General features: G+C 64.8%; 13 protein-coding genes. 5 read left to right on the plus strand and 8 right to left on the minus strand.

Annotation, left to right across the window (positions count from 1 at the left end):
- Positions 1 to 65 precede the first annotated feature (65 nt).
- From ACOJUF_RS04855 to ACOJUF_RS04865, 3 genes are all read right to left on the minus strand, one after another.
- The gene (locus ACOJUF_RS04855; RefSeq protein WP_420120736.1) at positions 66 to 3,791 is read right to left on the minus strand and encodes a PKD domain-containing protein; all 3,726 of its coding nucleotides are present in this window, start codon (positions 3,789 to 3,791) and stop codon (positions 66 to 68) included.
- A 257-nt stretch (positions 3,792 to 4,048) separates the two neighbouring features.
- Complete coding sequence (locus ACOJUF_RS04860) at positions 4,049 to 7,786, minus strand: PKD domain-containing protein (protein ID WP_420120737.1); 3,738 nt, start codon at positions 7,784 to 7,786, stop codon at positions 4,049 to 4,051.
- Between the two features lie 403 nt (positions 7,787 to 8,189).
- The gene (locus tag ACOJUF_RS04865) at positions 8,190 to 9,056 is read right to left on the minus strand and encodes a glycosyltransferase (RefSeq protein ID WP_420120738.1); all 867 of its coding nucleotides are present in this window, start codon (positions 9,054 to 9,056) and stop codon (positions 8,190 to 8,192) included.
- A 1,097-nt stretch (positions 9,057 to 10,153) separates the two neighbouring features.
- Here ACOJUF_RS04865 and ACOJUF_RS04870 point away from each other — a divergent pair.
- On the plus strand, positions 10,154 to 11,794 hold the full coding sequence (locus ACOJUF_RS04870) for a polysaccharide lyase (protein ID WP_420120739.1): 1,641 nt from the start codon (positions 10,154 to 10,156) through the stop codon (positions 11,792 to 11,794).
- Positions 11,795 to 11,848: 54 nt separating this feature from the next.
- Here the strand turns inward: ACOJUF_RS04870 and ACOJUF_RS04875 are convergent, their stop codons facing one another.
- Both ACOJUF_RS04875 and ACOJUF_RS04880 read right to left on the minus strand, forming a co-directional pair.
- Entirely contained in the window at positions 11,849 to 12,835 is a 987-nt protein-coding gene (locus tag ACOJUF_RS04875; RefSeq protein ID WP_420120740.1) for a glycosyltransferase family 2 protein, read from the minus strand.
- A gap of 179 nt (positions 12,836 to 13,014) precedes the next feature.
- Positions 13,015 to 17,664 carry a PKD domain-containing protein gene (locus ACOJUF_RS04880; RefSeq protein ID WP_420120741.1) on the minus strand — a complete coding sequence of 1,550 codons (4,650 nt, stop codon included), beginning with the start codon at positions 17,662 to 17,664 and terminating at the stop codon, positions 13,015 to 13,017.
- Here ACOJUF_RS04880 and ACOJUF_RS04885 point away from each other — a divergent pair.
- Positions 17,657 to 17,803, plus strand: a complete 147-nt coding sequence (locus ACOJUF_RS04885; protein ID WP_420120742.1) for a hypothetical protein — start codon at positions 17,657 to 17,659, stop codon at positions 17,801 to 17,803. The genes ACOJUF_RS04880 and ACOJUF_RS04885 overlap by 8 nt on opposite strands.
- Here the strand turns inward: ACOJUF_RS04885 and ACOJUF_RS04890 are convergent.
- Complete coding sequence (locus ACOJUF_RS04890; protein WP_420120743.1) at positions 17,784 to 18,245, minus strand: hypothetical protein; 462 nt, start codon at positions 18,243 to 18,245, stop codon at positions 17,784 to 17,786. The genes ACOJUF_RS04885 and ACOJUF_RS04890 overlap by 20 nt on opposite strands.
- 894 nt (positions 18,246 to 19,139) lie before the next feature.
- Between ACOJUF_RS04890 and ACOJUF_RS04895 the strand changes: the two genes are divergently transcribed.
- From ACOJUF_RS04895 to ACOJUF_RS04905, 3 genes are all read left to right on the plus strand, one after another.
- The gene (locus tag ACOJUF_RS04895; RefSeq protein ID WP_420120744.1) at positions 19,140 to 20,279 is read left to right on the plus strand and encodes a DUF1972 domain-containing protein; all 1,140 of its coding nucleotides are present in this window, start codon (positions 19,140 to 19,142) and stop codon (positions 20,277 to 20,279) included.
- On the plus strand, positions 20,276 to 21,460 hold the full coding sequence (locus ACOJUF_RS04900) for a Gfo/Idh/MocA family protein (RefSeq protein ID WP_420120745.1): 1,185 nt from the start codon (positions 20,276 to 20,278) through the stop codon (positions 21,458 to 21,460). The genes ACOJUF_RS04895 and ACOJUF_RS04900 overlap by 4 nt, the downstream gene beginning before the upstream one ends.
- An 88-nt stretch (positions 21,461 to 21,548) precedes the next feature.
- Positions 21,549 to 22,388, plus strand: a complete 840-nt coding sequence (locus ACOJUF_RS04905) for a hypothetical protein (RefSeq protein ID WP_420120758.1) — start codon at positions 21,549 to 21,551, stop codon at positions 22,386 to 22,388.
- On the opposite strand, the gene ACOJUF_RS04910 is transcribed toward ACOJUF_RS04905, so the two are convergent.
- Complete coding sequence (locus tag ACOJUF_RS04910; protein WP_420120746.1) at positions 22,365 to 23,573, minus strand: glycosyltransferase family 4 protein; 1,209 nt, start codon at positions 23,571 to 23,573, stop codon at positions 22,365 to 22,367. The two genes, ACOJUF_RS04905 and ACOJUF_RS04910, sit on opposite strands and share 24 nt — an antisense overlap.
- On the minus strand, positions 23,570 to 24,154 hold the full coding sequence (locus tag ACOJUF_RS04915) for a CDP-alcohol phosphatidyltransferase family protein (protein ID WP_420120747.1): 585 nt from the start codon (positions 24,152 to 24,154) through the stop codon (positions 23,570 to 23,572). The genes ACOJUF_RS04910 and ACOJUF_RS04915 overlap by 4 nt, the downstream gene beginning before the upstream one ends.
- Between the last annotated feature and the right edge of the window lie 5 nt (positions 24,155 to 24,159).

Consider the following 24,159-nt stretch of genomic DNA (forward strand, 5'->3'; position numbering starts at 1 on the left):
TTTCACCCCCCGGCCCGGGCCGGGGCCCTCCCCCCGCCCTTCACCCCGCGGGGACCACGGACCGGTCAGCCGGCAATCAGCGCAAGATTGTCAAAGGAGGAGACGACTGGCGCATTGGTGGACGAGCCGGACAGATAGGCCTGAACGCTGAGCGTTCCTGCTCCCTGCAGGGAGGCAGCGGAGTCGGTGCGTGTGATCTGGGCCGCTGTCGGCTCCGGAGCGCCGACCTTCCACGCCTTGGCCGTGAGCGTCGTCGTACCGGAACCGACCGCCGAGAACTTGAATCGGATGGAGTCTCCGACGGTATAGGTGAGACCGCCGACCGTGACGTTGCCCAGGGAGGTCGCCGCTCCGTTGTCCACCCGCACGATGGCGACATTCACGCCACCGCCTGCCAGGTACTTGAGCGTAAACTGGTAACTCGACGTTCCCACGCGCCGCGTCGACACTGTCGTGTAGACACCTCCGCCGGTCGCCGCCTTGTCGACTGCGAAATCGATCGACCCGGTGAAGTCACGCACCGGCGCCATCGCGTTGAGACTTGCCACGGGCCCCGAACCGGCGGTGCTCAGCAGGATCTGTCCCGTCTGACCATTCGTATTGAACTTCGAGGCGCCACCGGTCAGAGTCCAGGCGCCGCCGATATCGGCGTTCGCCCAACCGCTTGCCACGGTCCGGCCGAACAAGTCGGACGCTGCCGTCGAGTCGATCACCACGACCCTGCTGAGCGAGCCCGACGCCCCGTCATCATCGACGACTGTCAGATTGACGGTGTACGAGCCATCGGTGCTGTAGGTGTGGGTCGCGGTGGCGCCGCTTCCGGCTGGCGAGCCGTCACCCCAGTCCCAGGAATAGGACGAGATGGTGCCGTCGACGTCCGTGGACGTCGATGCATTCACGGTCAGATTCCGAAGGCTTGCAGATGAGGTGAATGCGGCGACCGGTGCCTGATTGGGAGCCTCCGTGGTCGTCACATCATGACTGACCACAGCCGTGCCGCCACGGTTGTCGGTCACGGTGAGCGTCACGGTGTGCACTCCGGCGCCGGCGTAGGTGTGGGTCGCGGTGGGCCCGGTGCCGGCCGGGGTGGCGTCACCCCAATCCCACGAGTAGGAGCTGATGGCTCCATCGGCATCGGTCGAACCCGAGCCGTCCACCGTCACGGTCTGGTTGACGACGGAGGAGGTGAAGGCCGCAGTCGGAGCCCCATTCGGCGCGACGGTCACCTGACGCGTGGTGGTTCCGACGCCTCCTCGATCGTCGGTGACAGTTAATGTGACCGTGAAGGTCCCATCGCTCACGTAGGCGTGGATCGCGGTCGGACCAGTGCCGTCGGGAGTACCGTCACCCCAGTTCCAGGAGTAACCGGTGACCGAGCCGTCGGAGTCGGAGGACGCCGAACCGTCCACCGAAAGATCCGCGCCGGAGACAACCGTGGTGAAGGACGCGGTGGGAAGCACGTTCGGCACGGTGCCGGTTCCGACCTGGAAGTGATTGAGGATGGCGGCATCGCTCAAAGCAGTCGGGTAGACGGCGACCTCGTCGATGTCGCCGTTGAGGAAGCCGCTCGTTGGTCGCGGACTGAGACTGGTCGCCCGGTCTCCCCCAATTCGCCAGAACCCGTTCATGGTCGTCGCGGTTGTGGTGGCCGGGCGGCTGGCAACCTGGGCACCGTCCACGTACAACTTCATTCCCGCCGGGCTGAGCGTTGCGGCGACGTGGTGCCAGTTGCCGTCCCGATAAGTGTTGACCGACGAGATGGTACGCAGCGTGCCGCTGCTGAGGACAGTGAACTGGATGCGACCGGTGTTGTCGAAGTACAACGCTCGGTCGAGGGACGTCGAGTTACCCGTGGCCCGGTTGCCGAAATCTAGGATGATGCCACCATTGGTGCTCGTCGTCCTGGTCCAGGCTTCAAGGGTGAACGGCGTCGAGGCCGAGGCGCTCGTCTGCGGGCCGGACACGATTCCGGTCGACGTTCCCGGGAATCGGTACGCAGTGCTGGCGTCGCCGACCAGTGCACCGGTGACCCCGTAGGAGACGTCCGCCCCGGGCGTTCCATCATTCGTGCCGATCGAGTCGAAGGCGACGCCACCAGCGGGCTCACCCAGCCGGTACAGCAGGCTCGCGCCGTCGGAGATCACCTTCTGCGCGTAGGTGGCCGGAACACCAGCGCCGGCAACGGTGACCGAGGCCAGATCCCCTTGGACCTCGTTGCCATCCGGGTCATAGGCGTAGACCCGGTAGGTATTGTTTCCGGACGGCTGTCCGGTGAGCGATGCAGTCAGGATCGGCCGGTTCCAGAAGGTCGACGCCCCCGTGATGTCCGCCACCGGGTTGGCCTTATCGCCGTTGCGCACGATCTTGTATCTGAGTTCGAGGTCGTCGCGGTCCCAGGAACTCCTCCAGCGGAGGCGCACCGACCCCGGAGCCAGCGACGTCCCGCTCGGGGTCAAATTGCTGCCCCGGGCGACCGGAGGCACACTGGCCGGAGCGGTCGGCAGGCTGGCGAAGCGCACCAGGCCGCGCTGTGGCTGGCCGTTGACCGTCGGGAACTCGCCGCCCATCACCACATAGGGGCCGCTGCCAGTGACCGTCCAAGCGGCCTGGCTCTGACCGGTGTAGGTGCCAACGTTCAGGTCCGGGAACCAGGCCAGCATCGTCGGGCTCGGCGTGCCCGCCCAGTTCTTGTATCCGGAGACGGTGTTGGCATTCAGGGTTCCTGTCGCGGCCTCGGTGAACGCCAACGCACGACGCTCGTCACCGGCCGCCTGCTCACCGAACCCGCCAACCGTGCTGCACTCGTGCGCATGGCTGACTGCGTAGACCACGCCCGCGTTCGTGTATGCGTCGTAGCTGTCGCCATGGCAGTCCTCAAGCCAGACCAGGTTGCCCGAATTGCCATCAGCGGCAAAGGTTCCCTCGAACTCGCGGGTGTTGGAGACCGGCAGCGGGCCGAATGTGTATCCGGTTCCATAGACGACATTGCCGAACGTACGCAGTGTCGTGATGCCGGATGAGTTACCGTACGCGCGGACCTGGCCACTGGCGGTCCACGGAACCAGACTGCCATCGACCAGGCTGAGGGCGGCCAAACCATACACGTTCACGCCGTTGACCTGCTGGAATTGCCCACCCACGATGAGCTTGGTGCCATCTGGCGAGGCGGTCATCGCGCGGATCGCGCCGGTGGCGGTCGGTGCCCAGGCGGTCAACGTGCCATCCGCCGCGTTGAAGGAGGCGAAGCGCTGCCGCGCGACGCCGTTCGCAATGCTCAGGCTCCCAGCCGCGTAGACCGTTGTGCTGGTTGCGTAGATCGCACTGACCCTGGCATCGAGGCTCGGCTTAAATGCCTGGTCGACCTTGCCGGTCGCGGTATCGATGGCCACCAATCGGCGGTGAGTGGTGCCGGCGGCCGTCGTGAAATCTCCCCCAACGTACAGGCGGGACTTGTCCGGATTGGTGGTGAGATACACCGCCTGACCATTGAGCGGCACATCGAACGACGTGATCAACTTGCCCGTGTCGAGGGCGTAAGCCAACAGGTTTGAACGCGGCGTCGACAGCTGCTCAGGATCGGTAGCCGCAGAGGTCGCGGTGGTGAAGGAACCGCCGACGTAAACCGTGTTTCCCACGATCGCCTGGGACCAGACGACGCCATCGACCTGAACCGTTGGCAATGCGGTCGCCGTGGCGGCGTCGGTCGGTCGCTGAGTGACGGGCGCGGGCGCTGCGGACGCCGGTGCTGCCGGAAGGACCAGAATGCCGGCGGTGAGAACGGCGGTGGACAACGCCGCAACGAAGCGCCGCCTCGGACGGGAAGGACGAGCCATGCGTGACTCCAGGTTGAGGGGTGGCCTAAGGACGCGCGACGACGTCCAAGATCACTCGACGCCCCCGACACCCATGATCAGGGATCAAGATAACACAGAGTGATGCAACTGGGCAATACGGCCGCAACTGGTCCTGAAACACTCGCCGAAGGAGCAGAGCCTCACCCACTCGGCGGCGTCTCAATATGACGTTCCGTTACTGAGCGTTCGGTCGGTCATGGAACGGACACCGACAGGTTGTCGATCGACGCTGTGATCGGAGCATTGGTCGCCCCGCTGGATAGGTACGACTGGATGGAGAGCGACCCCGGATCCTGCAGCGCCGCGGTCGTGTCGGTTCGAGTGAGCTGGAAGCTATCGGGCTCCGGGCTGCCCACCTTCCACGCTTTGACCGCGAGAGTCGTCGTGCCGTCGCCGATCGCCTGGAGTCGGAGCCGGAAGACGTCACCCGCCGCGAAGGACAAACCGGGGAGGGTCGCACTACCCAGCTGCGTCGAAGCGCCGTTGACTTGGCGTGCGACCGAGATGGTGACGGCCCCGTTCGGCATGTACTTCAAGGAGTATTGGTACGACGAGGTGCCGATCCGCCGAACCGAGACCGTCGCATACACTCCGTTCCCCGCCGCCGGCACCTTGTCCACGCTGTAATCCATCACGGCGTCGACGTCTTGCGCACTCAACGAGTTCAGGGCGGCCGTCGGTCCCGATCCGGCGTTCGCCATCACGATCTGGCCTCTGGCACCGTCGACCGAGAACCGGGTGTCTCCGCCGGACAATGTCCACGTCCCGCCCGTGTCTGCAGCACCCCACGCGTTCGCCACGGTGCGAGTGAAGGTATCCGCTACGACGAAATCTGTGACCACTACTGTTCGGGTCAAGGTCGCCGTCCCGCCGTCGTTGTCGGTCACCCGGAGCGTCACGAGGTAGGAACCGGCGCTCGCGTAGACGTGCGTCGCCGTCACACCGGCGCTGTCCGGCGAACCGTCGCCCCAAGTCCAGGAATAATCGGCGATCGACCCGTCGGAGTCGGTCGACGAGGACCCGTTGACCGACAGGCTTCTTCCCGTCCCACTGGATGTAAAGGCAGCAACCGGATTCTGGTTCGGCGGCTCAACAGTGGTCACCGAGGCGCTGGTGGAGGCCGTTCCGCCCCGGTTGTCGGTCACCGTCAGCGTGATCGTGTAATCGCCGGACGTCGAATAGCGATGGGAGGCGGTGGGGCCGGAACCGTTGGGTGTTCCGTCGCCCCAATTCCAACTGTAGGCCGAGATCGAACCGTCAGGGTCCGCCGATGTCGTCCCGTCGACATCCACGTCGAGGAAGTCGACCGACCTGGTGAATGCGGCCGTCGGATTGACGTTGGGTGCTGGATCCGAGACGGAGACCGACCGGCTCACCGTGCCCGTCGCACCCACGTCGTCGGTGACGGTCAAGGTGACGGTGTATGTGCCGGCTGCGGCGTAGGTGTGCGACGGAGTCGCACCGCTGCCGGTCGCTGTGGAGTCACCCCAATTCCACGAATAGGAGGAGATCGAGCCGTCCGAGTCCACGGAGCCGGTTGCGTCGAACGTCGCGGTCAGATCCTGGACCGAGGTAGTGGTGAAAGCGGCTGTTGGCGCCTGGTTGGCAGGGCCTGCCGTCGCCAACTGATAATGCTGCAGTACTTGTGCGCCAGTGAGGGCCGACGGATATACCGCAACCTCATCGATCGAGCCGGCGAAGTAGTTGCTGGTCGGTCGGTTGGCCCAGCCATTCAGGTTGTCGCCACCGACCCGCCAGAAGCCCGGGAAATACTGGCCGACAATGACGTCAGAGCGGTTAGCCACGCGCACACCATCGACGTACAGATTCATGCCTGTTGGACCGAGGGTACCCACGGCGTGATGCCATTGATTGTTGTTGTACGCAGAGCCCGACGTGATCGTCCGCGCCGAACCGTTGTTGACTCCGAAGTTGATGCGGCCAGCATTGTCCATGTACAGGTGCCGATCATAGCTCTGCGAGTCGATCGGCACCACCGAATTGGCCGAAAAGCCGGATTGACTGCCGAACCCGATGATCTTGCCGCCGGAGGTGGTTGACGTGCGGAACCAGGCCTCGATGGAGAAATTGTTAGGACCGTAGACGGGCGTCGAGTCGTTCGTCCCCATCCGCGAGGACTGGGTGCCCGCGAATGTCGTCGCTGGATTCGAGTCGCCAAGGATGGCCCCGCCGGCTCCGCCTGCGACCGCGGCAATGCGGGCGTCGGCAAACCCGGCGGAGTCCAGCGCCGTGAAACTGCCGGTCGCGTCGGCCATGCGCCAGTACTGCCCGGCGCCGTCCTGCAGCACCCGAGCGGCGTACGGACTCACGCCCGGAGCACCCGCCGTGATCGACACCGCGTTGCCCAGCACGGAGTTCTGGTCCCGATCAAGCGCCTGAATCCGGTAGGTGTGGGAACCGGGTGGCACCGAGGTGTCGACGAAGGACAAACTCGGTCGATTCCAGAAGGTGGAGTTGGCTGCAGTCGTATACAGCGGGGTGGCGCTGTTGTCCCTGAACACCGCATAGCTCAGCGAGAGATCGTCGCGATCCCAGTTCGTCTGCCATGCCACGCGGACCGAACTGGAGTTGACGCTCGTCAGACGTGGAGTGAACGCCGTTGCGGCGATCCGGGGGCCCTGCTTGCGGGGTGCCGTGGTGCGCTTGGCAAACCGAACGAGTCCCTGCTGATTGACGCCATTGACGGTTGGGAATTCTCCGCCCATGACGACGTAGTCCGCATTGGCGGTGACGTCCCACGCCGCCTGCGTCTTGCCCGTGTAGCTGCCGTTGGTCATGTCCGGGAACCAATTGAACAACGACGGGCTGGGGTTGCCCTCCCAGTTGAAGTAGCCCAGTCGCTCCCGGTCGATGGTTCCGGTGGCGGCCTTGGTGAAAGCTAACGCGTGCCGCATGTTGATTTGCCACGGCTCCGTTTGCTGGAATCCGCCGATGTTGCCGCAGTAATGGGCGTGGCTTACGGTGTAGACGAATCCTGAGGCGACCGCCACGTCATAGGTGTCGCCGTGGCAGTCCTCGATCCACTGAACGGCGCCGGTGGACGGGTTCGCGCGGAAAGTCCCCTCAAGGTTGCCGCCCGACCCGAACCGGTACCCCGTTCCGTAGACCGAATCGTCATCCGCAGTCAGCGACAGGATGGCCGAATTGCTTCCCGAGTTCTGGATCAACTGGTTGGCCTGCCAAGGCAGCACCGATCCGGTGGTCGGGTCGACGGCGGTCATGCCCCGGGCGGTCACGCCGTTCATCGTGCTGAACGCCCCGCCGACCACCAACTTGCCGACACCAGGGGCCATGACCATTGCATAGACGACCGCGTTGGCGCTCGGCGCCCACCCGGTCAAGGCCCCCGTCGACCGGGTGAACGCCGCGAGGCGGTTCCGGGCGGTCCCCCGAGAGGCAGTGAAGCTGCCTCCGGCATAGACGGTGGTGTCGGTCGCGACCAGCGCTCTCACCGTCGAGTTGGCGTTGGGATTGAACGAGGTGTCGAGCTGGCCGGTCGAAGTATCGAAGCCGGCAATCCCGGCCCGGCTCACGCCGTCGACCTGGGTGAAATCGCCGCCGATGTAGATCCTCGAACCGTCGGGCGACGCCGTGACCGCGAGTACTTGGCCATTCACGTTCGGCGCAAAGCTGGTCATCACCCCAGTCCTGATGTCGTAGGCCATCAGGTTGGTGCGGGTGACCAGTTGGGTGCCCGGAGCCGCTCCCGCTGGCCGGGCAGCGCTGAAGCTCCCTCCGGCGAACACTGTATTTCCGACGATCGCCTGCTGCCAGACGACGCCGTTGATCTGGGCGGTGGGCAGAGCATCTGCCGAGACCATGTCGGTGTCGGGCGGGTTGGCGACCGGGCCAGGAGCCGCCTCGGCGACAGGAGAGAGGACCACCCCCACGGCCAGCATCGAGGCGACCATCAGCGTCGTTGTCCACGAGCGTGACCAGTTCCTTGCGGATGCCCTCATAGCAGACGTCTCCCCTTGTGACGACCCCGCAGGTCGACGGTCCATCGTGCGGCAACGACTCAAGGCCGGAGAGGGCCGGCGTCGAACTCCGGCGCCCGCGACCTTCCCCGTCGGCACCCCGGACATCACCCCCGACGCGATCGAATCTCCGCCTGGACGGCAACCGCATCCGGGAGCGAAGGTGTCTTCGATCACGACGCGATGTCGCGAGTTCGAACGAGCACCGGTCACGAATGGGACGTGACAGGTGGCACGAGGGTAACACCAGGTCATCGACTCGCTCGCCGAATTCCCCCGTTAGGAGTCATCTCGGACAAAGAGCGACCGCGGAGACACGCAGCGTAGAGCGGCTCGGCTACTTCTTCCGGGTCTGCTGTAATCCGGCCATCAGTCCGGCGGCCACTACGCCGTCCACTCGCCACTTGGTCATCAGATACAGCCGCTTGGCGGTCCAAGAGGGAAGATCACGGCGACGGGCGACGGAGATCGGCAGCGTCAGCGATCGCAACATCTGCCCGGCCAGGAGGCGCACGAGGCGTCGTCGAGTCGTACGGCGAACGATCCCGAGCGTTGTCCGGCGCGTCTTGATCTTCACTTCGTTCCAGGTGTCACGAGCCGGATGCTCGATCACGGCGGTATCGACGTACGCCTGGCGTCCTCCGGCGCTACGCACCCGCCGGCCCCACTCCGCATCACCCCCGGAAAGAAGGGAGTCGTCGAAGAGCCCCACCCGATCGAACTGGCTGCGTCTCGTGACCATGTTGGCGGTGACCGCGAACCCGCTCGCGAGGTACTTCTGCTGTCGAAAGCCCTCGACGAATTCGTACCACTCCGGCCCGTTTCGCGGGACACCCCCCTGATACGTGAGTGCTACGCGCCCTCCGATCATTGCGACCGTCGGATGGGTGCTCAAGTACTGTGCGGACACACGCAACCAGCCTCGATCGGGGACGCAATCCGCGTCCGTGAACGCCACGATCTCGCCACGCGCAACGGCCAAGGCAGCATTTCGGGCGGCGTAGGAGCCCGGTTTGGACTCATGCACGATCGCGAGCCGGGGATCCTTCGGCAGGACGGTCGCTGGAGAAGCTGCCGACCCGTTGTCGGCAACGATGACTTCAAACCGGTCGGCCGGGTAGTCCTGGTCCAGCAGCGCCCGAACACAGCCGACCAGTAGGTCGAATCCATCCTTGACCGGAACGATGACGGAGGCGAATGGCAAGTCGGTCCCCCGGTCGCCCACACTGCTACCGCCCAAGACTCGCCCCTCGATGGATCGTGCACACGGTGGATGCGGTAGGCGGTGATGGTCCGCTGGGCCGGTCCGTAGCAATCTGCCTCCGCGATCAGGATGCTATCCGGAGCCCGAGCGTCGATCCAGTTTGCTCAGACATTCAGGTCCGGGCCAGCGATGAACTCGTGAGACCGAGAGACGGCATTGACCTGCAACGACCGGCCAGATCCTAGGGTGAATCGAAAGCCCTGAGCCGAACACCTCTTCCGTTCGGGTTCGGGCCGGAACCAGAGAGTCAATTCCGGACGAATCGCCCGCGCCATGATCATAACGGCACGACTCGATGCGGTGAATGCTGTCTACTGCCTCCGCAGAGTAATGACTCCTGCATCCCATCCCCGGGGCAGAACAAGGGCAACAGCCGAGGCGCTCGTCGTGGTTCGTCTGCATCAGTGGACCCACATCAAGTGACCTAGCGCGAAGTGGGTCTACTCCAAACGGTGGTGCACGAATGCACCAGCCAGATCAGCACCGCCGAATCATGTGCAGAGCGTGAGTGCGAGACTACGTTTCGTTACCAGAAGCCCTGCTACCAACACCACCCATGATCGAGGAGGCTCCAATGAGGCGTCATCGTCATCCGGATGCTCAATCCGGTCCAACGACGACTCAAGCGCGAGCCAGTCCGCTCTGATCCTCGGTAGTCCTTCACCCTCTCAGTGGTGCTGGGCCCCGGATTGCACACCTCCGTGTGAGTCAGAGTTCACGTTTCGATCAATAGCAACTGACCCACAATCACCCGTGTGGCCCAACTCGCGCACTGTCGCAGTAGCAACTTAGACGCTCTGTGCCAGACGAGTGCGCTGCCGACTCGTCCAGCGGGAGGAACTCGAAACAGGTCCCGCGAAATCAGTTCACGCTACGAAGCTAAATCAGCACAATAGCGTGGCTGGCACAGTGTGATCCCCGTCCGATCGGTTGGCTCACCCCATTGGGGCCCGCTACAGTTCCGCTGAGTAACGAAACGATCACGGTCGACGTTCGCAATTGCAGCCGGACAGGACGCCACGGTCACATTTCGCCCAATGGAGCGCGAGATCGCGCGTCCCCCTTTTCTTAACCACAGAGGACACATCACCATGCCAAAAAACCGTTCAACAAGAACCAGGAAGCGTCGTTCCGCGATCACCCGCCTCGGGCAAACCGCGCTGTGCGCAACCCTTGGACTGGCACTGGTCGCCGTTGGAACGACAAACGCCTCCGCGGAGACTCAGACCGAGGTCACCAACGCCTCCTGGACCGCCTCCGACCAGCCTGGCTGGGGTAGCGCCGACAAGGGTGGCGCATTCGCTCTCCGCGGTCAGACGGATGCGTTCGCCATCCAAAGCAATCGCGGCCGTGTGAACGCGCTTCAGGCGGGCAAGTCCGCGGCGGCGTCACTGGCCGTCAGCGTCCAGGATGTTCTCCTCCAGGACACGGTCTCGGTGCCGTCCGCCAACCCCCTGAACCTGCATCACACCCTCGAAGCCCGCCGGCAGGGCGACGGCTCGACCTATCGCGGTCGAGTGCAGTTCTACACCGGCGGCAAGGTCGTGGTCGGCGTGTCCAAGACGACCGGCACGGCCGAAACCGGTCTCGGCTCGGTGACGCTTCCGATCACGGCGACTGCTGGCCAGAACTTTGCCCTGCAGTTTCAGGTGAGTGGCACCAGTCCAGTGCAGCTGAGTGTCCGCGCCTTCCTCGTCGGGTCGACGACCCCGAACTGGCAGTTCACCACCTCCGACGGCAGCAGCTCGCGGATCCAGTCGGCCGGTGGTGTTGGCATCTGGGATTACGTGTCGGAGACGGGTTCGGCCGCCACCTACTTTCACGACGATTTCAAGTCCTACTCACTGAGCGGTACCACCTCTGGATCGTCCACCGGCGGGAGCACGACTACCGTCTCCGCAACCGGTGGAACCGTCTACCGCTCGGCCAACTTCGATGCATGGCCCGCCGGCAAGGTCGTTCCCTCCAACTTCGTCTCGGCCCTCGGCGGTGGTTACACCAAGGATGGCCCGTATGACGACATGACGGTCGTCGCGGACAGCCGTGGCTCTGGCAAGGTCCTGCGAACCACCCTCAAGGCCGGCACGATCCACAGCAAGCCCATCGCCGACGGCGGTGACAATCTCTTCCTGCAGCTCCCGCAGCCTGTCGACAACGCCTGCATCTCCTACGACATCAAGTTCGACGGCAACTTCGACTGGTCCTTGGGCGGCAAGCTTCCGGGACTCGAGGGGGTCGCTCCCGGTGTTGCTCCCTCCACCCCGACCGGCGGAAACGCCACCGATCAAGGCTGGTCGGGCCGCGCCATGTGGCTGGGACCGAAGGCCTACAGCTGGGCTGGTCCGACCAACATGGGGGTGACTTACATGTACCACCCCGGTCAGGCGGGGACCTACGGCGACAATGAGCGCTGGGGCAAGGCCTTTGTCGCCGGGAAGTGGCACACGCTCAAGCAGTGCTACAAGATGAACACGATCGGCCGCAGTGACGGTCAGCTGACCGTCTGGCTCGACGGCCAGCAGGTTATCAACAACTCTGCGTACGTGTTCCGGACCAAGAGCGAGGTTCACATCACGCATCTGATCTTCAGCATCTTCCGCGGCGGTTCGACCCTGGATTGGGCCGGCTCCCGGGACGGCTATGTCGACATCGACAACATGAGGGTCACGAGCACCTGAGGCACGGCTCGCGACGGGCGGGGGGCTCGCGCCCCCCGCCCGTCGTTGGCGTCTTCAGGCCCTCCGCCTGTACTCAAAGTAGGTAATCCCCACCGCCGCTGCGACCATTCCGCCCCCGCGAGCCATGGTCCGCTGTCCTCTCGCACGGTTCGCCAGCGAGCCGGTAACGATCCCCACCACAAATCGGACAGCCCCCCCGGCCAGTCGGATCAGTCCGCCGCCCAGCGCCTCGACGCGCGCCCGCACCTGGGCCGGCCACGACTCGCTCAACTCGATATTCACCCGGCCCCACGAATTTCCCGATCGGAAGGCACGTCTGAGAACCCAGTCGCGGGTCAGTCTCGGAGCAGGCACGACATCTGTGACCGTGGCCTCGGCGCACCACACCATCAATCCCCCGGCCCGATGCAGTCTCCGGGTGAACAGCGTGTCTGAACCGCCGCTTTCGCCGAACTTCTCGTCGAATCTGAGCCCGATCCGGTTCACCTGCTGCAAGTCGAGCAGCAGGTTGTTGGTCGCTGCCACGTCAATGACCGTGCCGGTCGCCGGCCGCCGACGGTCGAAGAAGCGCCCGGCAGCAATCCATTCCTCGGGCTCGTGCTCGTATTCCGAGACCACAGGCCCGGCGACCGCGGCCGCCCCGAACTTGTTGTGGGTATCAACCAACGAGGTCAACCATCCGGGATGAGGCCGCTCGTCGTCGTCGATGAAGATCAGCAGCGCGTCAGGCGGAGACTGGTCCAACGCCCGGTTCCGAGCGGCAGCAATCCCCGGACGCGGCTCGTGCACATAGCGGACATGGGGCCCAAACGTCGCGACTGCGGCACGCGCTGAAGCCTGGGGGTCGTTGTCGATGACGATGAGTGTCGCCGTTGGGGTGACGCACTGTAGATGTGGCACCAATGCGGGGACTGCCGTCATCAGATCGTCCGGACGGCGGTACGTCAACATGGCGACCACGACGGGGCGTGACCGCGCGTCCAGGGTGTCTGCCGCGTCCTGTGCCGTCACGGTCGATTCGGTTCCGGTCCTCGAAGTCATCATCAGTCCTTGATCACGGGGCACGGCGCCCCCGCAGGGTTCGGTGAAAGAATGCCAGATTCGGGCCCGCGCCGTCCCGCCGCAATGGGATCGAGCCGCAACCCATTGGGTTGCGGCTCGATTCCAGAGTCCGATCGAGGCGCCGATTGCCCGTGGGTCCGGGCCCGCAGCGCGGTCGATCACGGAGCGACTGCCACGACCTTCAAATTGTCGATCGTCGCGACAACGGCACCCGTCGTCGTGCTCCCCGTCAGGTACGGGTAGAGCGCCACACCGCCGGTCGTGCTGAGGGGGTTGGCTTGGTCGACCGCGCTGACCTGCCACGCGGCGGGCTCCGTCGTCCCGGCCTTCCAAACCTTCGCGTTCAGGTTGACCGGACCGGTACCGACCGCTTGGAATCGAACGGTGACCACGTCGTTGGCCGCATACGTGAGGCCGGCAACGGTTGCTGTCTGCAGCGCGGTTGAAGTGCCGTTCACAATCTTCACAAGCTGCAGCTGAACGGATCCACCGCTCAGGAACTTCGACGTGACGCGGTACTCCGAGCTACCGACCTTGCGGACCGCGGTACTGAAGTACGTTCCGCCACCGGACGGCGCCTTGTCCAACGCAACATCCACCGTCAGGTCGACGTCGGCAACCGAGACCGCCGGCAGCGTCGCCGTGGGGCCGGCCCCAGGCGCCGACATCCGGATCTTGCCCGTTCCCCCGCTCGCTGAGAAGTTGCTAGAACCGCCAGTGATGGTCCAGGTACCGCCGGTGTCGGCGGTTCCCCATCCGCTGGCCAACGTGCGCGTGAAGGTGTCATTGACCAATGCCTGCGGGACCGGGGCTGTGACCGTCACCTGCTTGCTCGTCGTGGCGGTGGCACCGTCGTCGTCGGTCACTGTCAGCTCGACGGTGTAGGTGCCACCAACCGCGTAGGTGTGACTCGCCGTTGCCGTGGTGACCGGATCGTTGGTGGTGTCGCCGAACGACCACGAGTAGGCGCTGATCGTCCCGTCGCTGTCAGTGGACCCCGTGCCGTCAAAGGCGACCTGAAGGCCGTTGACCGTCGCGGTGAAGTTGGCAACCGGCGCCGCGTTCACCGGCGGGGGCGCGGTGACCGTCACCTGTTTGCTGGTCGTGGTAGAGGCACCGTCATCGTCGGTCACGGTCAAAGAGACCGGGTAAGTCCCCGACACGGCATAGGTGTGCACCGCTGTCGAATCCGTACTGGTCGATCCGCCGCCGAAGTCCCAGAGGTAGGACACGATGGTCCCGTCGGAATCGGTCGAGGTCGAGGCCACATTGGCAGTCAAACCATCGGTGCTCACGTCGAACGACGCGGTCGGAGCCACGTTCGGCGGCGGTGCGGTGACCTGAACATTCTGGGTGCTGGTGTGCTCCGCACCGTCGTCGTCCTTGACCGTCAGGCTGATGGACTTGGTCCCCGCCGTCGTGTACACGTGCTGTGTGGTCTGGCCCGATCCGGTGGTGCCGTCACCGAAATTCCAGGTCCAGCTAACCACGCTGCCGTCGGAATCACTGGAGGCGCTGGCATCCAAGTTGACGGTCAGCTGCACGGGGGTAGCCACGAACGAGGCAACCGGGGGCTGGTTGACCGGCGGTGCGGTCACCGTCACCGACTTGGTGAGCAGCGCACTCTGAGCGCCGTCGTCATCGGTCACTACGAGTCCGACGTTGTAGGTCCCGGCCGTTGCATAGGAGTGCGACGGGTTGGGTCCGACGCCAGCGGCTCCGTCACCGAAGTCCCACGCGTAGGTCGCCACGGTTCCGTCGGAATCGCTGGAACCGGTGCCGTCGAAGGTCACGCTCAGGTTGGTGGCCTGCGACGTGAACGAGGCCACGGGCGCCTGGTTCGGCGGTTCGACGGTGCTGCCCAACGCAAAGTGATTGGCGACCTGCTGGGGTGAAAGCACCGAACCGTAGACCGCGGCATCGTCGATGGTCGCAGACAGGAACGGCGAGCAACATCCCCAATGGTTGTCGCCGCCCACTCGCCAGTACCCGCTGTAGTCCTGCGCGCTGATCTGCCCGTTGGTGCCAACGAGCGCACCGTCGAGGTACAGCTTCATGCCGTCGGTCGACGACTGTGTTCCCACGATGTGGTGCCACTGGCCGTCGTTGACCGCTTGGGGTGTGGAGATCGTGTTGGTGAAGCCGGTCCAGACGCCGAAGGTGGCTCGTCCGTCGTTGGACAGGTAGATGTGCCGGTCGTAACAACCCGAGGTGCCGCTCTGGCTGCAGCCAAATCCGATGATCTTGCCACCGTTGGTGCTGGTCGTCTTGAACCAGGCCTCGATGGTGTAGTTCATCGGGTTGCTGAAGCTGTTGCTGCTGGCCACGAAATCGTCGTTGCCGTCGAACGCGGCAGCAGTATTGGCCGTGCCCTTGATGCCACCGACCTGACCCAAGGTCACCCCGTTCTGGTAAAGGCCGGTCTGGTCACCGTTGGGGCCAGCATCGGCCGCCGTAGTTCCCGCGGACTCGCCGAGCCGCCAGTACAGGAGCGGATTGTCGTTGAAGACGGCCGCACCGTAGGCATCCGCGGGCGCGGCCGGAATGGTCGAACTGCGACCGCTGGCCACCCACTGGGCGTCGATCGTCGACCGGGAGAGGACGGTCGGGTAGATCGCGACCTCGTCAATCGCACCGTTGAAGTAGTTGCTCGCTGGCTGGTTGGGCCAGCCGCCGATGTTGTCGCCGCCGACTCGCCAGTAACCGGTGAAGCCCTGACCCCAGGTGGTGTCCGCGCGCTGGCCGACGAGCTTGCCGTCGATGTACAGCTTCATCCCATCCGGCCCGAGGGTCGCGGTGATCTGGTGCCACTGGCCGTCGTTGTAACCCGGGTTCGAGTTCAGCGTCCGCACACCGTTCGGGTACACCCCGAAGAAGATCCGACCCGCGTTGTCCATGTAGACGTGCCGGTCGTAGCTTCCGGAATTACCGGTCTGGTTCGAGCCGAACCCGATGATCTTCCCGCCGGACGTCGTGGTGGTGTTGATCCAGGCCTGCGCGGTGAACGTGTTGGGTCCGGTCTGTGCAGTCCGGGTTGCGGCCGAGGTGGAACCGTCGAAGCCGGTCGCGCTGTCGCCACTGATGGCTCCGGCGATACCGCGGGAAATGCCGGTACCCGCATCCGCGTCCGTGAAGCCTCCATTGTCGAAGAGCACGCTGCCCGACGACTCGTTCATCGGCCAGTAGGGCGCCGCGCCGTCGGCGAGGACCCGTTCGCTGTAAGGGGAGGTCGATGCGGACGACGCCGTGTAGGTGACCAGGTTGCCCTGGACGGTGTTGCCCGAGCTGTCCAGAGCGCTCAACCGGTACCGGTAGGTCGCGCCGGGCGTGAGGTTCTTGTCGATGAAGCCCATGGTCGGCCGGTTCCAGAACGTTGACTTGGCCTTGGTCTCGTAGACCAGGACATTGTCCCGGGTCACCCGGTAGGTCAGTTCGTTGTCATCCTTGTCCGAGTTGGCCTGCCAGGACACGCGCGCGCCGCCGGGCAACGCAATCACGCTGGGGGTGAAGTTCGAGCCGGAGTACTCGGGACCTTCCTTATTGGGCGCGATCGACCGGACCGCGAACCGCACGAGACCCTGCTGCGCGTCGCCGTTGACCGTCGGGAACTCGCCGCCGAGGACGACATAGTTGCTGTTGCCGCTCACCGACCAAGCGGCCTGGGTCTTACCGGTGTACGTCCCGGCCGCGAGGACGGGGAACCAGTTGATCACCGACGGGCTGGGGGCGCCGTACCAGTCGTAGTAGCCCCACTCGTCGTGGCTGTTCGTGCCGGTCGCGTTGGTGGTGAAGGCCAGCGCGCGCCTCATGTTGATGGCCCAGGGATCGGACTGCGGGAACCCGCCCACGGGCGTGCAGTAGTGAGCATGGCTGACGGTGTAGACCGCGCCGGCCACCGCCGCGGCGTCGTAGGTGTCGCCGTGGCAGTTGGTCATCCAGTTCAGGGTTCCGGTGACCGGGTCGGCGGAGAAGGTGCCCTCGAGATTGCCGCCCGCACCGAAGTGATATCCGGTGCCGTAGATCGCATTCCCATCGGTCGATAGCGACAGGATCGAGGACGTCGACCCCGCGTTTGCGACCGTATGACCGGCGGCGGACGGGTCCCAGGGCAGCTTGGTGCCGTCGACGAGGGACACCTTGCCCAGCCCGTAGCTGGACGCGCCGTTGATGTTCTGGAAAGCGCCACCGACTACCAGACCCCCATCGGTGGTGGGCACGATGGCATTAACGGTCGCATCGGCAGTCGGCGCCCATCCCAGCAGCGCGCCGTTGCTCGCACTGAATGCGGCGAGACGGTTCCTGGTCTGGCCGCCGACCGTTCCGAAGACACCGCCAATGTAGACATTGGTGTTGGTCGCATAGATGGAATTGACCGTCGAATTGATCGAGGGCGAGGCGAAGGTGGTGATCAGCGCGCCGGTGGCGGTGTTGAAGGCCGCCAAGCGGGACCGGGTCACGCCGTTGACGGTGGTGAAGCTGCCGCCGACGTACAACCGACTGCCATCGGGTGACAACGCCATAGCCTTGACCTGGCCGTTGAGGTTGGGGGCCCAGTTGGTCATGACACCGGTGTTGATGTTGTAAGACATCAGGTTGTTGCGGGGCGCGAGCTGCGTTCCGGGTGCGGCCCCGGCAGGTCGCGCGTTTGCGAACTGACCGCCCACGTAGACGGTGCTGCCCGAGACTCGCTGCACCCAGGCAACCCCGTCGATTTGCGCGGTTGGCAGCGCATCGGCGGTGACCGTGGTCGGTTCGATGGGGCCAGGATCTGCTGCTGCCTGCGGCGCCACGACCGTCGAGATGGTCACGCTCGTCGCAACCGTCGCCGCGATGGCCACGAGGGCTGCCAATCGCGACCTCATGGGGCTTGCCTTCATCACGCTGGTCCTCCGGGACGGCCCTGTCAGGAAGGGGAAAGAGGTGGAAGTCATGCGGTGCTACCGGTGAACACGACGACCGGCGAACCGGCCGAGTAAGAGACTGCGATGGTGGTCGGCTGGGTGAATCCCTGGGGAAGAGTGACGACGTACACGCCCGAGGACCCCTGTCCCGGTTCGAGGGAGCCGCTCATCGGCGAAGCCGGCGCGGCAGTCATGGGAATCGCCGGCATTCCGGCACTGTCGGTGACGTCGACGATGACCGCCCCCAGATCGATGGGGGCGTCGGACGAATTGGTGATTGTCACCGACATCGCAATCCCAGGGCCGGCGATCTCACCAGGCAATTCGGCAGTCGTGGTGATCTTGTCGACTTTGTCGACCTTCACACCGATACCCCCTCCGAAGTCGCCGGCTTGGTCGATTGCGACCGGAGCCTGGGAAGTGACTTCGACCGCCGCCACGGTCTGGTCGACGTTCCCGCCGCCGGGGGCGGGCACCGGCGTGGTCACGGCGGGTGGGAGGGAGACGGTCGGGGACGGCTCGGGAGTGCCGCCTGCGTAGCTGGCATCGGCGTCCGCATTGTCCGTGCCGGCCGGCGCTACATTTTGCGCGGCGCTGCTGCTGTCAGCTGGGCCTCCGACCACCGACGAGGACTCTCTGGACGTTTCCGACGACGACGTGCATGCTGAGGCGAAGAGGAGGACGGCAGTCAGGAGGGCCACCCCCCCTGCAGTCGCGCCGCGATTTCGACACCGCGTCCCGTTTCCCACATTCATCCGCACTCTTCCCCCCGGTCATCCCGAAACAACCACGACAGCCGACGCCCGGCAGCGTGCGCTGCCATGCGCCGAGCACCTGGACTCTGGCTGGCCCGCCACCGCGCAGACGCCGCCCGGCCGACTGGACGAACCCGCCCCATGCCCCTCCGGCACCCGTTCCACGTCAGCCAGACGGCCTAATCTAACCCAAGGTCACCGTGGGTGTCGACCGCGCGGTGCTCCGATGCCAATATTCACCCATTCGTCGTATAGCCTAGGGCCGAGAGTGACGGTTTACTCACGCTCGGGAGCGGGTCTTGTGGGGCCGTACGTCCGCTCGGGCCTGGCCAACGCCCCGATTGCGGATGCTATTGGCCATTGGCTATCTTCGAGACGTGACCGGCCTCGAACCGTGGACGGGTCGTCAAGCCGGGGGGAACGATGTCTGCAGTCCATGGTGAAGCGGGTCCCGAGTGCTCCCGTCCAGCTCCGGACCGCCGTGAGGCCGGGCCGACCCTCGTTGGGTTCGAGCCTCGATCCGCCGATCATGGTTCGGACCGGCCACCGCAGCGGACGTCTGGTCGCCGGAGGTAATGGCCAATGCAAACACGTCGGCCTACGGCCACCCGGCCGACCGTACGGATCTTGGGCACGCACGGTGTCCCCGCCAACTACGGCGGGTTCGAGACGGCGGCGGAGAACGTCGCGATCTTCCTGCGCGACCATGGCTGGCGAGTCGTCGTCTACTGCCAGGAGCGCGGCCGCGGACCTCTTCGCACCGACACCTGGAACGGCATCGAACGCGTCCTCATCCCCATCGATCGAGAGGGATGGCTGGCTACCTCGGAATTCGATGCCAGGTCGATCCGGCACGCGATCCGGCATCGCGACGTCTGCCTTACCTTCGGCTACAACACCGCCGTCTTCAATATCGTGCAGCGGGTACTGCGGATCCCGAACGTCATCAATATGGACGGGATCGAGTGGTCCAGAGCACGGTGGGGCAAACTTCGCCAGGCGATCTTGTGGACCAACGAAAAGATCGCCGGCGTGGTTGGCGACCACCTGATTGCCGACCACCCGACGATCGAGACGTATCTTGCCAAACGCGTAAATAGACGGAAGCTGTCGACGATCACCTACGGGGCGCATCCCATCACCCAGGCGCCGGACGAGCCGGTCCTTGCCCTTGGCCTCGCGCCCGGGAAGTACCTGACGCTGATCTGCCGACCCATCCCCGAAAATTCCATCCTCGAGTTGGTACAGGGGTTCTCGGCCGAGCGCCGTGGTTACGAACTGGCTATCCTCGGCACTTACACACCCGAAACCGATCCTTACCACCGAGCAGTTGTGGATGCCGCGGGCCCCGAGGTTCGCTTCCTCGGTTCCGTGTATGACCCGGAACAGGTCGCCTCGCTCCGCTTCCATTCCGCGGGTTATCTGCACGGGCACACGGTGGGCGGCACCAATCCCTCATTGGTTGAGGCGATGGCCGCCGGAAATGCGATCGTCGCGCACGACAACGAATACAACCGGTGGGTCGCCGACGGTGGCGCACTCTACTTCCGGTCCGCGGCCGACGCGGCCGACCGGATCGGGGACCTGCTGACGAACCCAACCGTGCGATGGCGGCTGGGAGAGGCGAGTCGGGCCCGGCACCGGTCGGAGTTCACCTGGGAGCGAGTCGCCGGGCAGTACATGGAACTCCTCGGACGATTCCAACCGGCGGGGACAACAACACCGGACATGGTGAGCAACGGGCCTGCAGAGGAGAACGCACCTTGATCAGAGTCGGAATCGTGGGCCTGGGAAAGATGGGGCTTTCGCACGTCTCGATGATCCGCGCTCACCCTCGGGTCAGTGTCGATGCCATCGTCGATTCAACCGGTTACGTGCTCGATGTGCTCGGCAAATACACCGGTCTGCGGACCTTCACCGACTACCGTCGAATGCTGGACGAGGTGGATCTGGACGCGGTGATCATCGCGACCCCGACCCGGTTGCACGCCGACATGGTGCGTCAGGCGCTCGAGCGGAACATCAACGTGTTCTGCGAGAAGCCGCTCTGTCTCGATCCGACCGACTCGGTCGTGCTGGCGGACCTGGCCAAGGATCGGGGCTTGGTCACCCAGGTCGGATATCACAACCGCTTCGTCGGCGCGTTCCGCGAAGTGAAGGCGCTCTTGGAGGCCGAGGCCATCGGCCGAGTGACCCATGTGCTTGCTGAGGCCTACGGTCCAGTGGTCCTTCGCTCGAAGGGATCGACCTGGCGCAGCCAGAAGTCAGAGGGAGGCGGTTGCCTCTACGACTACGCAGCTCACCCCATTGATCTGGTTACCTGGTATCTCGGCGAGCCGACCGGGGTCGGCGGAACCGTTCTGGGCAAAGTGTTCTCGCAGGAGACCGACGATGAGGTTTTCAGCACTCTGTACTTCCCCGACGGCGCATCCGGCCAGGTTTCCGTGAACTGGTCCGACGAGTCCTACCGGAAGATGACCACGAAGGTGACCCTTTGGGGTGAGCTGGGCCGTATCCATGCTGACCGCCAGGAATGCCAGGTCTATCTGCGGGACGGCACTCCGCCCATTGATGGTTACCGTCCGGGTTGGAACGTGAAATACACCACCGAGCTGACCGACCCCGTCTGGTTCTACCTGCGCGGCGAGGAATACAGCGCGCAGCTCGACTATTTCGTCGACGCTGTTGAATCCCGGACGATTGACGGCACCAACAACTTCCGCAGCGCCGCGCTCACCGATCGCGTGCTCGAACTGCTGGTCAGGGATGCGGGCGCCGGGCCGCGTACCCGCATGGACACCGCGGCCGCGCCGGCCGCGCCTGCGGACGGTCCCGGACCAAGGCGACGCCGCACCGATGCGGTCGCCGAGAAGGCGGCGCACGTCGGACGGTCCGTCGTAGCCAAGGGCGAGCGTGTGTTGCAGCAGCTGAGAAAACGATTCAAGTAGATCCCACCTGGCCGGTGTCTGATCCCTGGGGAGCTCAACCGTGGACCCGCTACTTTTCGGCGACAACCAGTTTTTCGGCGTCAACCACATGTCCGAGGAGAAGGCCCGGGCGCAACAGATCAAGTTCCAGGACCTGGAATCCGTGATCAGCGTCCTGGATGCCGCCTACGACGAGGGCGTCACCACCTTCATGTGCACCACCCACTCGCGTGTCTCGGAGATCTGCGATCACGTCCGGCGTAATCCCGAGCGTTACGCCGATTTCAAGTTCTTCCCCTGCATGCCGTACGCCCACAAGTACGCCGATGCCGTGACCGAGGACGGGATGTTGGGAGCGGTGCGGCGATTTCTTCCTGAGGAGGGCTTCGTCAACGCGGCCCTGCGTGGTGGTCGATCGCTGGCCAAGAAGGACATCGAAGGCATCACAACTCTGCTGGTCGATGCCGAGATGGCGATGTTCCGAGGTCTGAGCACACCCGTCGTTTGGCTGCAGAACGTGGTCGTCGACCTTCTGCTCGGGCTCCGGTTCAACGAGGCATTCAAGATCTTCGCCGATCACGTCCGGGCCAAGTACGGCGCCGAGCCCGGCTTCATCACCATGAACCTGCCACGGTTGCTGGACACGCTGGACGAACTGGGACTGGAAAACCCGATCGTGTGCTCCAACATCAACAAGATTGGCTTTCGGATGTCCGGAGGGATCGAGAGCTACCAGCGGGCACTCGCCGGACGGCCGTTCCGTGCGGTCGCGATGTCCGTCTTCGCCTCGGGCGCCATTCCCCCCCGAGAAGCGCTGGACTGGATCTTCGACCAGCCGAACATCGAGTCGATTGTCTTCGGGGCGTCGTCCCGGGCGAACATCCACAGCACGGGGATGCTGGTCGAAGAGTTCGCACGGGGCCGATCAGCCCGATCGACGGCGCCGTGACGCCTGGCCGCGACGCCTGCCCTCCCCACTCGGGTCGCTCAGCAGTTCGGCTATCCGCTGGCCGTAGTGACCGGGCGCGAAGTGTTCCACTGATTGCTCTCGGGCGCGGCGAGCCAGATCGGACGCGAGGTCCGGCTCGTCAAGCAGGCGACCCACGGCTGCAGCCATCGACTCGGGATTGCCGGGCTCGACGAGGAGTCCGGTGACACCATCCTCGACCGTCTCCAGATGCCCCATCGCGGCAGCCGCGACGACCGGTCGTCCGGCCAGTTGGGCTTCGACCACGACATTGCCGAACGGTTCGCGGAGCGAGGGCGCCAAGACCACCTCGCAGCGGTCAAGGACCGACCAGACCGGCCGTACATAACCGGAGAAATGGACGGCCCCCCGGATGTCGGGCTTATCCGATCGGGCCTTCAATTCCTCGACGTACCATTCGTACCCGGCGAACGCAGTTCCGCAGACCTCGAGCACCACGTCCCTGCCGGCAGCTCGGAGCCGGGCCAAGGTCTCGAGCGCAACGTCGGTGCCCTTGCGCGGGGACAGCCGGCCAATGATGGCGAGACGACGGGGACCGTTCGTCGTCGGCGGGCTGGGCGGGACGTCCGGACCCGGCACCCCGTTGTAGATGATGACCGCACGGCGCCCGAGCATCGGTATGACGTCGGTGAGTGCCTTCATGGACGCCTGGCTGATGACGATCAGCCTCGACGCCATGACGAGTGGGGCGTTCAGAGCGAAGCGGACGAGTCGCCGGTCCTGCGCCTCGGCCTCGTGCACATGGCATACCACGGGCCGGCGCATCAGCCGGCCGGCGAGGACCCAGAGCGGAATCGTGACGGTGTTGACATAGATGACCGTCGGATCGACCGCCCGGATCGCACGACAAACACGAGGTAGCGCTGTGACCGTGTCCACGGCCAACCTGAGAAAACCGCGAAGTGATGTGTTCTCTCGCCGGACCACCGGATAGTCCACGCGTTGGACCTCGGCCCCCCGTTCGGTCAACAGTGGCACCAACGGGCCGTCATCGGGCGTCGTCACGATGACTTTCCATCCGCGTTCGACCATCGCAGTGACGCTCTCGAGCATCTGCAGGTCCGAGCCGTAAACATCGGATGACGGGTTGGCGATCACCAGGGTCCGCGGTTCCGGCGGCGTGCCCGTCGGGTCGGCTCCCGTCATCCGCGAACCCCCGATGCCCTCAGCTCACGCCACCAACGGAGCAGGGCCCCGGCGAGGACGAGCAGGTTGAGACAGAACATGGCGGTGTAGACCGGAAGGAACACCTGGGTCCAGCCAATGGTCAGGAACGTCAAACAGAGGACGCCGTAGTCTGTCGGTGCCGCCACCAGAGTCTGCAGCAGTCCGCTCCCCGACGAACCGGAGCCGCTCCGATGACCCTCGCGCCCGAGCCCCTGTCTCAACTTTTCCATGAGGATGAAGGTGAAGAAGAAGACAGACGCGACCGCCTGGTAGCCAAGCGGCACCAGGAGGAACCCCGAACGGATTCCCGAGTGCTGGTAGAGCGAGAAGAGAACGACCGAATGCAGCAGACAGATCTTGGTCGCGTCGACGACATGGTCCAACCACTCCCCGGCAGGGCTCCCGCCGCCGTAGAGGCGCGCCAACTGACCGTCGGCCGCATCGCAGGCGTAACCGAGCACCAGAAAAAGGCATACGAGCGGACCGAGCCACCACACAGGACGGATTGTGGCGATCAAGACGACGCCGATCAGGGTGAAGAATGCGCTCGTTGCCGTCATTTGGT

Source organism: Nakamurella sp. (assembly GCF_048594475.1).
In the GTDB taxonomy this organism is placed as follows: Bacteria; Actinomycetota; Actinomycetes; order Mycobacteriales; family Nakamurellaceae; genus Nakamurella.

Bases quoted from the DNA above. Each gene is read 5' to 3' on its own strand.
- ACOJUF_RS04860 (WP_420120737.1), bottom strand. From the start codon at position 7,786: ATGGTCGCCTCGATGCTGGCCGTGGGGGTGGTCCTCTCTCCTGTCGCC.
- ACOJUF_RS04870 (WP_420120739.1), top strand. From the start codon at position 10,154: ATGGAGCGCGAGATCGCGCGTCCCCCTTTTCTTAACCACAGAGGACAC.
- ACOJUF_RS04875 (WP_420120740.1), bottom strand. From the start codon at position 12,835: ATGACTTCGAGGACCGGAACCGAATCGACCGTGACGGCACAGGACGCG.
- ACOJUF_RS04885 (WP_420120742.1), top strand. From the start codon at position 17,657: ATGGTCACGCTCGTCGCAACCGTCGCCGCGATGGCCACGAGGGCTGCC.
- ACOJUF_RS04905 (WP_420120758.1), top strand. From the start codon at position 21,549: ATGTCCGAGGAGAAGGCCCGGGCGCAACAGATCAAGTTCCAGGACCTG.
- ACOJUF_RS04910 (WP_420120746.1), bottom strand. From the start codon at position 23,573: ATGACGGGAGCCGACCCGACGGGCACGCCGCCGGAACCGCGGACCCTG.
- ACOJUF_RS04915 (WP_420120747.1), bottom strand. From the start codon at position 24,154: ATGACGGCAACGAGCGCATTCTTCACCCTGATCGGCGTCGTCTTGATC.